The following is a 12,447-nucleotide window of genomic DNA, read 5'->3' on the forward strand; positions in this document are numbered from 1 at the left end:
TACTTCTATTTAATTCATTGGATATCAGTTTTTTAGGGATTCAGAAAGAAGCCCTTCTTCCTTGTTTACCGGTTCGCCATCATACAACTTTAATGGGCTATCATTTAGTACACTAGAAGATCGTTGTTTCTCGCGAATTTAACCAATAAAATAGTGCTTTTTATGCCCGTCTTTCGAAGCATATTGCGACGATGTGTATTCACGGTGTGTATGGAAATATTAAGTTGGTTGGCCACTTGAAGGCTATTTAGACCATTTGATAGTAATTTTAGAATTTGGATTTCAGAAGGAGTAAATATTGTCCTGTTTTTCCCATTTAATCGGCTGGTGTTATTGGAAATCAAAATTTTATTTGTATTTGGTCCGCAAACGCAAAGCACCAAATCTTTGGTTTTTTCCCAGTGAGAGATAAGGGTGCACTTTTCCAGGCTGTACAAAAGATTTCCGTCTGAATCATGTTCTATGAAAATTAATTGTTGAAGCATCCGTTGGTACTGCCCATTTTTTTTTCTAAATCTGAAGTCAAAACTGGTGGAGTAATAATTTCGTTCGGAAATCGGAAGTCTGAAAAAGTATTTCTGCCATTCCTTCATTGCCTGCTGATGTTGATGAAGGTCATCGGGATGCATTCTAGAGAGAAAGAAATTCTTTTGGCTGCTCATCATTTCTCCTGGGGTGAATTGCAGAATAGGCTCTATTCGACTTTCAACATAAACATATTTTGATTTACTGAAATGGTAAATAAAATAGAAGGAAGGTCCAAAGTCAAGTCTTTTTATAAGATAGGGTTCCACCATGTGAGCATATTCTAAGGGAACCTCGGTTGTTGCAATTTCGGTTGATTTGTCGGTCATGTGCCCCATAGCTAAAAACTAAATAAGATGGATAGTACTAAAATAGCCATAATTTATATTTTAAACAAAATGGGATGTTTAGACCCGTTTCATAGGTGCATTTTTTCTTTTGAGCAATTCATTACTCCTAAAAGGTCTTCCGAAACTTAGCTTAATTAAGCATGACGTAAGCTAAACAATAATGCTTGGCAAAAACCAGATTAGGCTAGCAGAAATCCTCTCTGCACTTACAGATTTCCACTCAGATAAGCGAAACGAATAAGTTCAGAAGTGTTTTTGCTGTGCGTTTTGTGCAACATATTCCGGCGATGCGTATCAACGGTATGGGAAGACAGCTTTAGTTTTTTAGCAATTTCTTTGCTTCTATCCCCCATAGCCATTAATTCGAGTATCCGCAATTCTGATTTTGAAAATACCGGGCCTTTAATTTGTATGTCCTCGGTAGGAAAACATATCAGGGTATCTTTAAGATCAGGAGTAGAAATGATGCCACACATGGGAGACTGTTTCTGCCAGTGAGTGATATCAGTTATTTTGATAAGTTCGTATTGAATGCGTCCTTCAGGGGATGTTTTGAGCAAGACAGTCTGCTGTAGCATATGTAGGTAGTTGCCATTTTTATGCTTGAAATGAAAATCGACTGAAAATAAAGACTTTCTCACAACAGAGATAGGCAAACCTTTAAGGTAATCAGTGATTATTTTCCACAAAGAAATAAGGGGCTGAACTTCATTTTGGCCAATAACACTATTGTAAAATGGGAATCCCCCATTTAATAAAACCTGAGTTTCATAGCCGAGTATTTCTGTAAAGCTTTTAGATACAAATTTATAACTAAAGTCATTATAATCTAAAATTACATAAAATGCAGGACCCAGGTCAAGTGAATGGCTACGGTCTTGATGAAATTTCTTCAATTCCTCGACGGCTTCGGGTAAATGTCCGGTACTGGAAACTTTCCGAAAATATTTAACTGCGGAATTAAGTAAAGCTCCTTCTTGAGGCATCTTAGTGGGGGAATAGTGTAAATTAATTTTGCTCTGACTTTTAAGATACCTAATTTTGAATATTTTTCCCAGCAAAAAATGGTTTAATACAAAGAAAATATTGGGATTCCTATGATTTGTTTTAATTTAAGTGGATTTACGAAATATACTGCTTTTTGAGTATTGCGCTACTTATCTTTTCCATATACCTTTATTTGGGATTTAGATAAACAGAATGTTAGCGGTATTAAACTTTAAATTCGATCGGTTAAGAAGCTATTGAATTAATACCAATACATGTCTTTTCCCTTCTTGAAAGGGCAATTGCAATCCACAAGTAATAACGGGGTCCATAGCATTGAATTAAACTTTAAATTCGTGTTAAGGAAAAAGTTTCTGCTTGTATTCCAAGCAGAATGAGGTAATGGGACTCGGCCAAAACTTCGTTATGGTGGGGAAGACAGAAATGTACGAATCCTATACCAATGGAAAAGATGACAGGAAAAAACGCGATTAAATGGAAAATCATAGTTGTGGAAAACAAGTATTTCCCACAGTTTCGGCATGTATGTGGTAATCAAGTCTACAGTGAAGTCGAAGGTAAGAAACGCTATTGAGGTGGATTTATGGTCAGGGAGACTCATTATCTGAAACTGGCTCGTCTGTTAGGGTGGAAGGGCTAGAATTTTTCAGAAGAACCGATTAATCATTTTATCCAAAAATTACTGTAGAACACCATTTAGTTATGAACCTTAGCTTATATATTTAGTAATATACTTGTCTTTTTAACTCTTATAAAATTAGGGGAGGTTGTTTATGGCCTCAATGTAATCTGATGTAGAGGATAATATATTAATACAAGTAATGAAATTAGAAGTTTATAAAAGCTATGTCTGTCATTAATAGTTTATTGATTTAAATTGGTATATACATTTTAATCTATTGTATTATGTGGAAAAAAACATTTTCAATTTTGTTTTTATTCTTATTATGTTTATTGCCATTTTCTTCAAAATCAGGTATGAGTGATACTTGGCATGATATGGGTGAAAAACTGGGAGCTGGTCCTGGAGGATTTATTTATGCTTTAACTTCTTCTACTAGAGACGGATTTAGAACTGATGCCATAAACATTGCAAATGTTTTTAAAGATAACATTGATAAAAATATTGAGAAATTTGATGAAAAGGCAAGGAGTTTGATGAAGGAAGGATTTATAGGTTTAAATGATGCTATAGGTGAGGCAAGAGTTCAGGCTGTAGAAGGAGCTAAAGAAATTTTGTTTACTACCGACTTTTTACTTAATAAAAATTTTGAGGTCGTAGAAGAAATACTCAATAATACTACAGATGATATTAGTCAAACAGTAGAAGGTATCTTAAACGATACTCAAGAGATAATTGAATATGAAACAAATGTATTAATTGAAAAGGTAAGAGGTGAAGGGACATTTCTAAATTTAAATGTTGTACATACGACAAGTTGGATTCTACTTCTTATATCAGCTGTGTTAATTATTTACTTTTTGATGCATAGGCGTAATTGGAATTTTAAGAAAAAACTGATTGGAGGAGGAATTTGGTTTTCAATTATCTTCATTTCATTGTGGTCTATCAATTTTATTTTCGAAAGAAGGATATATAATGACCATGTGAAAGGAGTTGAAACAGCTTATCAGCATCAATTTGATTTGTTAAATTTTAAAACAGCATTTATTAAGGCTAGTGTTTTAAATAATTTCCTTATAGATTCAGACTTTAAGATGAACTATTGGAAAAAATTCAAAGATAAACATAAAGTTTATAGAGGAAAAGCTGAATTAGCTTATAAATTATTTGAGCAAAATGGGTCACTTAATAATACACAGATTAGGAAACTGAAAAATGCATTAGACGAATTGAATAGTATTCCTTATAAGGATCCTGATGTCTTAACCATGAATGCATTTATTAATTGGCGCCAAGGGGATAGTAAATTGAATGAATATTATGCAGCAATGCTATGTGCTAATGCTTTAAAATTGAACGATAAATTTGCTCTTAAACCATTAGCAATAAATTATTTGAGAAATTTTAGTTATAATTTCTATGATTTATCTTTAGAAAATGATAATGATCTTTTGGAATCTTTTGAAAAACTAAACAAATCACAGGATTTAGATTTCTATAGTATAAAGGAATTATACACATTAAATGAACGATTTATTGACTATATACCCGAAGTAAATAATAAATTTACTCGAGTTACTGAAGTAAACAATACCATAATTTCACTTTATAAAAATGTTGTTCCAGCTTATTTGGAGATGCTTCATAGCCATGTTGAATTGCGATTAACTAACTCTTCATCTCCCAAAATAAAAAGTCTTAAAGAGGAAAGAGGTGTAAGTGCTAGTTCTATTATTAAATCATTTCATGATTTTCGGGATAGGTATAAAAATCAAATAGATATTAGTATAAACTATTTATATTTTAATGACGCAATCTATACTAAAGCAATATATATTTATAATAATCCATCAACTACTTATGAGACCTTGTCTCCATTATATTTTAATGATAAAAATGAAGAAAATTCAAATTGGAATGATTATTTGCCTATAAGGGTTGAAATGGTAGAACCTATTCTCTCTGAATTGAAGAGGCCTCTTATTAAAAATTTGTTTTACGAAGATCAAATATTACTGTTTAATAAATTTGATACTAGTTTATATGAATTTGAAGAATCATATTATATTTTAGCAAATTACATTAATAATACGGAAGATAATGAAAGGGTTTTGGGTGCATTTAAAAAGCTTATTGAAAAAAGCTATCAAATTAACTTAGTTGTACCCAATTCAAATAAAGGCGATGAAATTTATAACAATTTGCCTGAGTATGTACATCAACTGATTCATGATAAATTTAAAATTGATCCCATCATTCCATTTGAAGAAGTGGATGTTCCAGAAACAAATACTGAAATTAAAAGAATTCGTAACCTTAAATTAATATAACTATTATGAAATATTTTTCTTTTCTTATAAGCTTATTCATTATTACCAATGTCAGTGTGGCTCAAAAAGATTGGCCATTAGGAACAGTAATAACTTCAACCTTGAATTATGATCAATTCTCCGAACTTGTAAACAACAATGGAAGAAATGCTTCTTCACAAGCTTTTGATGCTAGTTTTTCTAATTGGTCTCCGGCTGATGGACGTAGTATCGAAGGATCTGATTATCATGAAACTTTTAAGTTTACTAACGTCCCAGATATGAGAGGCCAATTTCTTAGGGGACACAATAACAGCAATGCTCAGGGGGAACCTTCTGGGAATATCAATGGTAATTTTCCTAATGAACAAAGGAATGAAGTCAATGGTTATAGCTATCAAAAATTTGGCACATCATTAAAAGATGTAAATTTCACAACTAGTGGTCAGGATGGTCAGCATCAACATACAATTACCGGACATTTCTTTACTTCACCTGGCATCTTAGCTGGAGGGGGGACAAGTGCTGGAGGAGCAGATAAAACATTTACTACAAAGAATGGGGAGGGGGAGCATACTCATGCCGTTATTCCTAAGGGGGGTGTGCTTTCTGTAGAAACAAGGCCCCAAAATGTAGCAGTGTATTATTACATTAGAATAAAAGAATAATAGAATGAACTGGCTCTGTTATACTATTCGCCCTGGCGAATGTAAGGAAATATACAAACATTTTAATGCAAAAGGAAAAGTATTCTTTAAAATTGCCAATACTTCTGGGACCAATCAATTAAAATTTTATTGGACCAAAGGTCCCTTTGGAAGCAATGAACATCTAGGCTATTTGGCCCGAGAAGGAGTATTGGATATTTCTGGGCTAATCTGGGGAAGACTAAAAGTTAGTGGAGCTGATTCAATAACTAAAGTATGCGTAACAGATAACCCTCAAGTTGCTCATAGCTTTTCAACAGATCTTATTAAAGACATTCTAGATATGGCTAGATAATAATGACCAATACTATTAAGTTAAGCAATTGGGCTTGCATTTAACTTTGCAGGTTTGTACCAGAATTAAAATCCGTGAGAATTTTTAGAAATAGGTCAAATTTAGCAATTACATATAGCTATTGTGTGTGGCCAGCATGGGCATTAAGTATCGAAAATATCAAATTATTCCATCGGACGAAAACCTTGGCCAAAATTCAGTATCCCTTATGTGCGGGAGTTACAGAAGGAAATCAGGACAGGCTTACATCCTAGGCATTAGTGAGTCGCAAAGGGTGGGAGGGCTACCGTAATCTGTTTACTCCAGCCACTCTACCCCGGAACAGGGTATAAATCTATGAGTTCCTATTCCTGCAGGTCTTGCCCGATCATGTTATTCAGGTGCCGCCTACAATTCAGCGAAATGGTGCTGCGCGTAAAAAAAGCGAAAATTTAAGCAAAGAGCCAAGATAGATGGCAGCAACAGCCTATGCTGATTCATTGTGAAAGCGCATACACTTAGTGGTCCCGATGCTCGTGATAATTCGTGAGATCTTCATTCTAAGCTGTTTGGGTCAGGGTGTGACTCGATTATCTACCTTTATTTTTTTCTATCGTTCAGAGTTCGAAAAATTGAATCAGCCAGTCTAGTTCCCGTTGATACAAGCTTTGAAAGGACTCTGAGCTGTTCTCTGCATGAGATATCATCGGTTGGGTGAGGGTAGTTTATGGAATGATCAATTTCTCCCCAAATTTCTTCAAAAAGAGTCCTTACTTGTATTTCGCAGCATATTGGATTTGGGTTAGAGTTGTTAGGTTTGATTAAATAATGTACACTAGTGTAATATGTCTCTCGAACCTCATTGTCAATTCCTAGCCCATCATACATCTTCTTGGATTCAGGATCCCATGTAAATGCTTTGGGTGGTTCCACAAAAAGCCAATCTCCTTGATCAATATAGTTCAATATTTCAGAGTGAATTAATGGGAATTGGTCATGATATAAGTGTAATACTCTTATTCCTATAAGGTCGGTAATTTCTCTAAAAAGGTTGTCTTTTGTAATAACCCTCCCCGCATTCTTTTTTCTTTCAAGTTTATCAAGGAGATGATCTGGATCTTTCAATCGTGTTTTAATCGAATGTATTATTGGTAAAGGTTTTTTATTTAGATTGGGATGTGCTGTAAAGAATTTTTCTACAGAAGCCTGAAATTGCTCCAACCTAAATTGGTTTTCAAGGTAAAATGAAACGATATCCTTTGAATTTATATCACTCATAGCAAGTTTATTCTTTCTAGTAGGTCTAAAGTGAATCGCTCGTACCGGTGGCCAATCTCTTGAAGCCTTCCATTGTTTCCTCGGTTATATTCAAATCCATTCTGGTTCAGCAATTCAATATAGTCGGGATTTTGCCTGGCGAGGTCAGCATATCTTGTAGGAACATCCCACATTGGACACTTCAAGGCTTGCGCCATCGCAGGAAATGTATTGTGAGTATGAACAATTGCATCCCCACCAATTGGTTGAGAAATTAGTTCGTCCGTTATACCTTCCCTGTTTGCTTCTGAAACGAAACTTAGTATTGTTGCTGGTATTCTACTTACATATTGATAATGAGCTTGAGCCAAACCATATTCATTTTCCTCTTGGCCACTCCTTGTATACTTTTTAGAATTATAAATAGTATAGCCTAAAAATTGAACAAATCGTGAGGGAAACTTTGATCTTTTGTCTTCTGATATCAACGAATAAATTGAGTTAAACTCTCTTTGCCAAACCTCCAGAGCATTTCCAATATTGCGGATTCCATAAAGGCTAAACATATCGGGTTGAGCTGGAACAAAGAATCCATCGACTGTTGACATAATCACCTTATTCAGAATTCCTAAACTTGGTGAAGTATCAATTAGGATGTAGTCATATCCCAAACTATCAGCATATCGCTTACTAAGTCCTCGGATATTAGTTATTGTACGGATGGCCAAATTATCACCTTGATAAACGCCGTTCCATCTCTCGGCAATTCTATTCTCATATTTATGTAATGATAATCTTCCAGGAACAAGATCAATGTTTGTACCTATTATTCTCGGAGGAGGCAACGTTTCAACTTCGTTTATACCGTCCTCTGCTGGTTTTAAAAGAAAGTGAATACTTCTTGTTTGAGTCAATATATCTCCTGAGTCTACTCTATTTGCTGCTTCGAAGTCCTCAATAAATGCATCTTCTGCTTGCCAAATATGATGAAGTTCCTCTTCCATTAATGCGCATATGGTAAGATTGCATTGAGGATCCATATCTAATAGCAAAACTTTCTTCCCTAGTTTCGCTAGAGAGTGTCCTAAATGGTAGGTAAGGGTTGACTTGCCAACACCCCCCTTATTATTGAATACTGAAATTATTTTCATTTATAGAAATTTTTAACAGTGGTAGTTAACATACAAATAAAGTGAACAGTGCACTTTACTCGCCTTACAATAATTGCTTAATGTAACAAATTTTTAATGTTTTTGAAGGATTTTAGAGCAAAAGAGGTATCTATTCCATGGATTTGCTGGAATGGTGTCCCTGCAATACTTGAATTTCCCGAAAATCTATTTTTATATACCTGTAGAAATCCGTTCCTATATACGCATACTCACGTATACCGCTAAAATATAGCTTTTTACGTATTTTATCCCATTTTTTTTCTCCTTCTCTTTGGGTCAAACAAGCAATGGCAAAGTCCAGGCCACCAAGTAAAAATGAAGGATACCCAGGAAAACAGAACACATAAAATCACCTTCCGGCTGAATGAGCAGGAAGTAAAATTCCTGGATGAATTCTCCAAAAGTGCGGGTATTTCGAGAAGCGATACGCTAAGGAACCTGATCCGAAAAATGCAGGGAAATGCTTCCATTATCAAGACCGATAAACTGCTCCAAACGCTGAATGAGCTGGCCGCTGAGCAGGGTAGGGTCAACAACAACATCAACCAGCTGGCGAAACATGCCAACCAGTATTCCCCTAACCTGGATCCCAAGGTATTTTCTCAATTCAACAGCCTTCTCGCCAGGTACCTGGACTACCAGGAAGACATAAACCGGACTTTCCGGAAAATCTATAAATCCATCAGCTGATGACCGTCAAAATCCTATCATCGACCAGTTCCTTCAATGGGGTGTCCTACAATACCAACAAGACCCAGTCTGCCAGGGGAGAGCTGATGAAATTCCGGAATTTCGGTTACCTGCAATCGGCCAAGAAAGTAACGCCGGATGAAATGAAGACCTATCTGAAAGTCCACTCCAACCGCAATACCCGGGTGAAAAACCAGCAGTTCCATGCGATGATCTCCTGCAAGGGCAGGGAATTTGACAAAAAGGAGCTTACTGACATGGCCGAAAAATGGCTGCATAAAATGGGTTATGGCAGCAATCCCTACTTGATTGTCTTTCACGGGGATACGAAAAACAACCATGTGCATATGGTCTCCTCCAGAATCGGGAACGATGGCAAAAAAATCAACGACAGCATGGAAAGGATTAGGGCGCAAAAATACATGTTGGAAATTGGGAACCGGAATCCGGAAAATGAATGCCACAAGGTCCTGGAACAGCTAAAATCCTTTTCCTTTTACACCATAAGCCAGGCCAAATTATACCTGGAAACTCAGGGTTACAGCCTAAATGAAAAAGAGGGCAAACTGACCCTATACAAATTCGGATTACAGCAGGGTGAAATTTCGCTCAATGAATTACAATCCAAAACCAATTCCTATTCCCCGGACAAAGCAAGAATAAAGCAGCTCCATGCCTTATTCGACAAATACAGAAAGGTATACAATAGCGTTCCCATCCCTGTATTCCAACCACTAAAGGGCAACCGCCTGGGAAAGCCAACCGGATACCGATCCGAAATGGCGGACTTTCTCAAAGAAAAATTCGGAGTGGAACTGATTTTTCACGGTAAGGATGGGAAAGCCCCCTATGGCTATACCATCATTGACCATAATAGAAAAATCATCTTGAAAGGAAGTGAAGTTTATCCCCTCAAAAACCTGACAAAGAAAGAAACAAGGGATGCTGTTAAGGTCATCAATTTCGCTTTCCAGGCAGATAAGACTGCTTATGAAGATATTACCGGGACCAGGGATACCGTATTCCGGTTCAAACGCCTGCCCAGAGAATCCGCTTACCGGCTAAAATTACTTTCAGTTTTGGAAGACCATCACCAGGTTCAGAAGGGTCTGGAAGAATACGGATTGCATCTCCTGGTAAACGAAAAGCGCCTGTACCTGCTGGATACCCGGGAGCGGTTTTTTATTAGCCTGGAAGCCATTCTTAGGAGCGGGGAATACAATCGCTTTGCTCGCCTCTGGAATGTGCCGGAGCGGAATGAAATAGAACAAAGCTCATTGACCAGAACCGGCGCAGCATCCAGAGCACTGGTGCCGGTAAATCCGGAGAAAGAAATCCCTGCTTCAGAATCCCAGGCAAATGATCAGGTCGAATCTGGCCGGGAGACAGCAAACCCGATCTCCAACATCAGCCTGGATATCCATCAAGATGTGGACGATGAGGCCTTGCATGGCAGGAGAAGGAACAAAGAGAAAGACAACAAAAAAAGAAGCATCAGATAAAAACCAATGCATATGATTATCCTATTCGCAAATCAAAAAGGAGGGGTCGGAAAAAGCACCTTGTCAGTCCTGTTTTCCAATTACCTCTCCCTGGCCAAAAACAAACCGGTAAAAGTCTATGACATGGACTTTCAGCGATCCCTTTACAACAAAGCCCAGGCTGCGGAGGTGATTGACAACGAACCGCTGTATCCGGTAGAGGCTGCCGAACTTTCCCAGTTTACATCCATTCAAAAAAAGGCTTCTAACCAGGTAAGCATCATTGACCTGGCGGGTAAAATGGATGACGACGAATTGGTTCCGGTGTTTCGGAAATCAGACTTGATCCTCTGTCCCTTCAGCTACGACGAGTACTCCGTTTCTTCTACCATCGAATTTTCTTTTGTGATCCTGAAGATCAATCCAAAGGCTAAAATCATTTTTATTCCCAACCGGGTGCGGAGCAGTGTCAAATACGAAACCATGAAATCCGTCCAGGAGGCCCTGAAAAATTTTGGCGTGGTCACCAACAGCATTACCGAGCGGATAGATTTCCAACGCATCACCACCTATGACATACCGGCAAACATTATTGAGGTGATCGAGCCGGTTTTTGAGTCCATTTACAACGAATACATCGACCCGGCATGGCACAAGACGAATACATAAAAAATCTAATGAGCAATTTCCGTCCGGAAAGGTCTTCTCCAAAACCCGCCAACGGAAAGATGAGAAAGCTAACCAAAGGGAGCTCACTCAACCATGACAAGGAAATATTCCATCAATTGGAAAATGTCAGAGACTTGAGAATTGAAGGGAGCAAAAAGAGACTGATAAAAATCGACGAGCGGCACGAGGAGATTCTAAAGGTGTTGTATCCGGTATTTTCCGTAGACGTGACCCGGTTTATCAATTTCCTGCTGACGCGTTTTTTTCAGGATCATCCGGAATTGATAGAGGAGATCCGCGAATCATTTAAAAAACTATGACATGGGATGGACTGAATTTATCAAATACCTGGCATCCGGCTACCTGCTGTACTACGGGGTATTGGTGGTCCTGGATCTGCTAAAACCTCAAAACGATGAATTGCTGATCGGAGGAGATGAACTCCTGGAACTACCAGAGGAAGCCCCGACAAGGATTATCGGGGAGGAGGACGATCAGGGTGACAACCATTCCGCTTATGGGGTGGGGAAGTCCAAACCAGAAGACAGCGACCAATGGCGACTTTACCGGGAAAATACCAATGTTTCCACCGGTGGGGTCAATAGTATGGCAGAACTGTTTCGGCTGGCTCAAAATGAAACGATAGAAGTCAAAAAACACCTGGTTTACTAATATGAAGACCTCCTATCTTATCCTGGCAGTCACCCTGTTTTTCCTGGTAGGAATTAGGGTGTGCATGCCACAAACACTTCCCGGAATTCCGGAGATCAATGAAGGGAAAAGCCTGATGGCCCAAGATTTCAAAGCCCTTTCCTCTGCGATTCTGGTTTTGGGAGCTCTTTTCGGATTGCTGGGAGGATTGAGGATCTATAACAATTGGCAAATGGGCAGAAGAAACATTGACATGGAAGTAGCCGGCTGGTTCGGGGCCTGTATTTTCCTTTCCGTGTTGGGAATCTTTCTCAGCGCTCTTTTCCAGGTACCCATATCCTAAAAACGAATATTTAAAATCAACCAATAAAAATAAATCATTTAAATCCTTCAATCATGTTTAAAAATAGCAAAAAATCAATTGCAAGCGTGGGGCTGGCGGTCTTTACCCTGGCCCAGGCAAAAGCACAGGGAGTGCAGGGCATCACGGCAGCAGAATCTTCGCTAATCGGCTATGTGGATCCGGTGGCTTCCCTGTGTCTGGTTATCGGTGCGGTAGTCGGAATCATAGGTGGGGTAAGGGTATACATCAAATGGAACAGCGGCGATCAGGACATCAACAAAGAACTGATGGGCTGGGGAGGTTCCTGCCTGTTTATGGTCCTGGTCAGCGTGGTCATCAAGGCCTTTTTCGGAGTCTGATGGGCAAGCAGTTTTTTATTTACAAAG

At 38.0% G+C, this 12,447-nt stretch carries 14 protein-coding genes; 10 read left to right on the forward strand and 4 right to left on the reverse strand.

The genetic code is table 11. The features are described from left to right. Positions 1-104: 104 nt before the first annotated feature. Together GJS45_RS24150 and GJS45_RS22675 are read right to left on the reverse strand one after the other, a co-directional pair. Positions 105-863 (reverse strand): LuxR C-terminal-related transcriptional regulator, encoded by a 759-nt coding sequence (locus tag GJS45_RS24150; protein ID WP_394366609.1) that lies wholly within the window; start codon positions 861-863, stop codon positions 105-107. Between the two features lie 218 nt (positions 864-1,081). Beyond that, on the reverse strand, positions 1,082-1,861 hold the full coding sequence (locus GJS45_RS22675; RefSeq protein WP_162344180.1) for a response regulator transcription factor: 780 nt from the start codon (positions 1,859-1,861) through the stop codon (positions 1,082-1,084). Between the two features lie 928 nt (positions 1,862-2,789). Between GJS45_RS22675 and GJS45_RS22680 the strand changes: the two genes are divergently transcribed. From GJS45_RS22680 to GJS45_RS22690, 3 genes are read left to right on the forward strand one after another with little or no spacing between them, the layout of a single operon-like run. After that, on the forward strand, positions 2,790-4,838 hold the full coding sequence (locus GJS45_RS22680; RefSeq protein WP_162344181.1) for a hypothetical protein: 2,049 nt from the start codon (positions 2,790-2,792) through the stop codon (positions 4,836-4,838). 5 nt (positions 4,839-4,843) lie between these two features. Beyond that, positions 4,844-5,485: a hypothetical protein gene (locus tag GJS45_RS22685; RefSeq protein WP_162344182.1), complete on the forward strand. Its 642-nt coding sequence runs from the start codon at positions 4,844-4,846 to the stop codon at positions 5,483-5,485. A gap of 4 nt (positions 5,486-5,489) precedes the next feature. Continuing rightward, positions 5,490-5,819, forward strand: coding sequence for a hypothetical protein (locus GJS45_RS22690; protein ID WP_162344183.1), 330 nt, complete (start codon positions 5,490-5,492; stop codon positions 5,817-5,819). 579 nt (positions 5,820-6,398) lie between these two features. Here GJS45_RS22690 and GJS45_RS22695 read toward each other — a convergent pair. Both GJS45_RS22695 and GJS45_RS22700 read right to left on the reverse strand, forming a co-directional pair. After that, the gene (locus GJS45_RS22695; protein ID WP_162344184.1) at positions 6,399-7,076 is read right to left on the reverse strand and encodes a RelA/SpoT domain-containing protein; all 678 of its coding nucleotides are present in this window, start codon (positions 7,074-7,076) and stop codon (positions 6,399-6,401) included. Beyond that, the gene (locus tag GJS45_RS22700; RefSeq protein ID WP_162344185.1) at positions 7,073-8,206 is read right to left on the reverse strand and encodes a ParA family protein; all 1,134 of its coding nucleotides are present in this window, start codon (positions 8,204-8,206) and stop codon (positions 7,073-7,075) included. The genes GJS45_RS22695 and GJS45_RS22700 overlap by 4 nt, the downstream gene beginning before the upstream one ends. Before the next feature lie 336 nt (positions 8,207-8,542). On the opposite strand from GJS45_RS22700, the gene GJS45_RS22705 reads away from it, so the two are divergent. The 7 genes from GJS45_RS22705 to GJS45_RS22735 are packed head-to-tail and all read left to right on the forward strand — an operon-like array spanning position 8,543 to position 12,420. Further along, the gene (locus GJS45_RS22705) at positions 8,543-8,917 is read left to right on the forward strand and encodes a plasmid mobilization protein (protein ID WP_162344186.1); all 375 of its coding nucleotides are present in this window, start codon (positions 8,543-8,545) and stop codon (positions 8,915-8,917) included. Continuing rightward, complete coding sequence (locus GJS45_RS22710) at positions 8,917-10,419, forward strand: relaxase/mobilization nuclease domain-containing protein (RefSeq protein WP_162344187.1); 1,503 nt, start codon at positions 8,917-8,919, stop codon at positions 10,417-10,419. Before GJS45_RS22705 ends, GJS45_RS22710 begins: the two co-directional genes overlap by 1 nt. A gap of 12 nt (positions 10,420-10,431) precedes the next feature. After that, positions 10,432-11,067, forward strand: coding sequence for a ParA family protein (locus GJS45_RS22715; RefSeq protein WP_162344188.1), 636 nt, complete (start codon positions 10,432-10,434; stop codon positions 11,065-11,067). A gap of 59 nt (positions 11,068-11,126) precedes the next feature. Next, complete coding sequence (locus tag GJS45_RS22720; protein WP_235954925.1) at positions 11,127-11,387, forward strand: hypothetical protein; 261 nt, start codon at positions 11,127-11,129, stop codon at positions 11,385-11,387. A gap of 1 nt (position 11,388) precedes the next feature. Next, positions 11,389-11,739 (forward strand): hypothetical protein, encoded by a 351-nt coding sequence (locus GJS45_RS22725; RefSeq protein WP_162344190.1) that lies wholly within the window; start codon positions 11,389-11,391, stop codon positions 11,737-11,739. A gap of 1 nt (position 11,740) precedes the next feature. Further along, entirely contained in the window at positions 11,741-12,061 is a 321-nt protein-coding gene (locus GJS45_RS22730; RefSeq protein ID WP_162344191.1) for a DUF4134 family protein, read from the forward strand. A 53-nt stretch (positions 12,062-12,114) separates the two neighbouring features. After that, positions 12,115-12,420, forward strand: a complete 306-nt coding sequence (locus GJS45_RS22735; RefSeq protein WP_162344192.1) for a DUF4134 domain-containing protein — start codon at positions 12,115-12,117, stop codon at positions 12,418-12,420. Positions 12,421-12,447: the final 27 nt, after the last annotated feature.

Origin of the sequence: Cyclobacterium salsum, from assembly GCF_010119245.1 — a bacterium.
Classification (GTDB): Bacteria; Bacteroidota; Bacteroidia; order Cytophagales; family Cyclobacteriaceae; genus Cyclobacterium; species Cyclobacterium salsum.

What these genes read in the sequence shown, in the direction of transcription:
- GJS45_RS24150 (WP_394366609.1), bottom strand. Translation starts at nt 863, where the DNA reads ATGGGGCACATGACCGACAAATCAACCGAAATTGCAACAACCGAGGTT.
- GJS45_RS22675 (WP_162344180.1), bottom strand. Translation starts at nt 1,861, where the DNA reads ATGCCTCAAGAAGGAGCTTTACTTAATTCCGCAGTTAAATATTTTCGG.
- GJS45_RS22680 (WP_162344181.1), top strand. Translation starts at nt 2,790, where the DNA reads ATGTGGAAAAAAACATTTTCAATTTTGTTTTTATTCTTATTATGTTTA.
- GJS45_RS22685 (WP_162344182.1), top strand. Translation starts at nt 4,844, where the DNA reads ATGAAATATTTTTCTTTTCTTATAAGCTTATTCATTATTACCAATGTC.
- GJS45_RS22690 (WP_162344183.1), top strand. Translation starts at nt 5,490, where the DNA reads ATGAACTGGCTCTGTTATACTATTCGCCCTGGCGAATGTAAGGAAATA.
- GJS45_RS22695 (WP_162344184.1), bottom strand. Translation starts at nt 7,076, where the DNA reads ATGAGTGATATAAATTCAAAGGATATCGTTTCATTTTACCTTGAAAAC.
- GJS45_RS22700 (WP_162344185.1), bottom strand. Translation starts at nt 8,206, where the DNA reads ATGAAAATAATTTCAGTATTCAATAATAAGGGGGGTGTTGGCAAGTCA.
- GJS45_RS22705 (WP_162344186.1), top strand. Translation starts at nt 8,543, where the DNA reads ATGAAGGATACCCAGGAAAACAGAACACATAAAATCACCTTCCGGCTG.
- GJS45_RS22710 (WP_162344187.1), top strand. Translation starts at nt 8,917, where the DNA reads ATGACCGTCAAAATCCTATCATCGACCAGTTCCTTCAATGGGGTGTCC.
- GJS45_RS22715 (WP_162344188.1), top strand. Translation starts at nt 10,432, where the DNA reads ATGATTATCCTATTCGCAAATCAAAAAGGAGGGGTCGGAAAAAGCACC.
- GJS45_RS22720 (WP_235954925.1), top strand. Translation starts at nt 11,127, where the DNA reads ATGAGAAAGCTAACCAAAGGGAGCTCACTCAACCATGACAAGGAAATA.
- GJS45_RS22725 (WP_162344190.1), top strand. Translation starts at nt 11,389, where the DNA reads ATGGGATGGACTGAATTTATCAAATACCTGGCATCCGGCTACCTGCTG.
- GJS45_RS22730 (WP_162344191.1), top strand. Translation starts at nt 11,741, where the DNA reads ATGAAGACCTCCTATCTTATCCTGGCAGTCACCCTGTTTTTCCTGGTA.
- GJS45_RS22735 (WP_162344192.1), top strand. Translation starts at nt 12,115, where the DNA reads ATGTTTAAAAATAGCAAAAAATCAATTGCAAGCGTGGGGCTGGCGGTC.